Source organism: Paraclostridium sp. MRS3W1 (assembly GCF_032465715.1).
GTDB lineage: Bacteria > Bacillota > Clostridia > Peptostreptococcales > Peptostreptococcaceae > Paraclostridium > Paraclostridium dentum.
Window position 1 is genome coordinate 1 of sequence record NZ_JAWDJM010000042.1, and the last position, 1,965, is coordinate 1,965.

Here is a 1,965-nt window from a genome sequence, read left to right on the forward strand (position 1 = left end):
TTATGATCTATAAGAGTTGTAGTTCCATCTTCTCCTCTAATAATAAAATTAAAGTTGCCTTGTGCATCTTTACCCATTTGGATTCTAACTTTATTATTTTTATCTTTGAATTGTTGTGTTGCTCCAACTATTTCAATTCCACCATCGTCAGATGTAATTCTAAACTTATTGGTGCTAATATCTCCAGCATTTACCTTGCTTACATCTAAACTATCTATCATAGCATTTTTTATAAATCCATTTGTTATAGTAAGTTTATCTGAAGTTATTCCTCCAGCTTGAATATTCTCTGATGATAAATTTCCATTTAAAAGAGTATCTATTTTACCTACATTAGCTTCTAATACTTTAATAGATGCATTTACAGCTTCTAATTGACTTATGCTAGCTTTATTAGCTTCTAATTCATTTATTGACGCACTATTAGTTACTGTTAATTTATCTATTGTAGCTACATTTGATTCAAGTATTCCTATAGTAGCCTTTACAGAACTTAACTCGCCTGTAATAGTTACATTAGTAGCTTCTAAATTATGTATTTTCCCACTAATAGCATCTATATTGGTTACTTTAATAACTTTATCTTCAAAATCTTTTATTTGGTTAGTATCTATTCCATCTATTGTTGAACCAATTACTGTTCCATTGTCACTTGTTATATTGTCAATAGTATCTGCTGCTTCTTGAAACTGAGTTTGTGTTTCCTCAAAACTTAATGTAGTATTAGAAATTTCAACACTATCTAATTCATGTTCATCTGGATGCTCTATAATCTTTACAATTCTTTGTTTATCTCTAAATTTATTATCTTTAGAAATAAGATAAACTGTATCCCCTAGCTTAAAATCTAGTATATCTTTATATTTATCATTTAACTTAGCTAGGTTTATAATATCTGCAACATAAGCTCTATATGGCTTTGAAATTTCATTTAACTTAGCTTCGGCATCTTCTTTTAAGTTTTCTACAATTGTATATCTTTCATCTATCCAATAATAAGTTTTAACTTTATTAGAGTACTGATAGTTTTCTAAATAGTCTTTACCGCTATTTATAGATGAAATTCTTAAGTTATCTTTACCTATAGGAATGATTCTTGTAAAAAAATTATAAGAGTTACCTTGTATAGCTAAGTTTTTTAGATTTAAAGAATCTATAAAATAAGTTCCTTTATCTTCTCCTAGCCGTTCATGTACGTCTATAGTTTTAGTTAATGTGTTAAATACTAAATCACATCTATATGTTTTTCTTATTTCTTGTATAACAGCTAAACTAGATACGTTAGTAGCTCTTACAGTTCTTTTCTTTTTTAAAGAGCAATTCCCAACTATCCACCCTGTTCCAGCTAATGCAAGTGCTAATGCTTTATCTATTGTTTGCTCTTCACTTGCATATCTTTCCCAAGGTTTGCCCTCTAGATCTTCTAAATTTAATATACATTTAAATTCAGTATAGTCATTTTGAACGTTCTTTTCTTTTACTATAAATTCATCTTCTTTTGTTGTTATATAACATTCTTCTTCTATATCAGAATAGAATTTAGAAGTTTTAGGATATAAAAAAGCGAGTGTTTTATCTCCACTCGCTAGTTCTTTTTCTATATATAAATTTTTATAATCTACTAGTCCTGCTATCTTAATTTTGTCTTTACCTCTTAAGTTTAACACCTAGACTAACCTCCTTTCTTTAAAGATTAATCTAATCCTAGTCTTCTATCATATAATCTATTACTATAAGTTCAGCAGGAGTCATATCACATTCGCTATTGTAAAAATCATCTATTTTGAACTTATGTATATCTATTTCAATTTCTATATCCAATAACTCATTAATTTCTTTATTCCAATTATCCATGTTTTCATCAGGTATTCTAAGTTGATTATTTTCATCTATTTTATTTTTACCTTCTTCATCTTTAACACAGTACTTATCTAATAACTTTTGTCTTTCAGAATTATATATTTC

General features: G+C 27.5%; 2 protein-coding genes. Both read right to left on the reverse strand.

Features of this window, described 5'->3' with window-relative positions:
* Window positions 1–1,667: phage tail protein (locus RWY47_RS03605; protein ID WP_316030238.1), on the reverse strand; the 1,667-nt coding region annotated here is incomplete at its 3' end.
* 37 nt (window positions 1,668–1,704) lie between these two features.
* Window positions 1,705–1,965, reverse strand: a 261-nt coding sequence (locus RWY47_RS03610; protein WP_316030239.1) for a DUF1617 family protein, incomplete at its 5' end; no start/stop codon positions are given.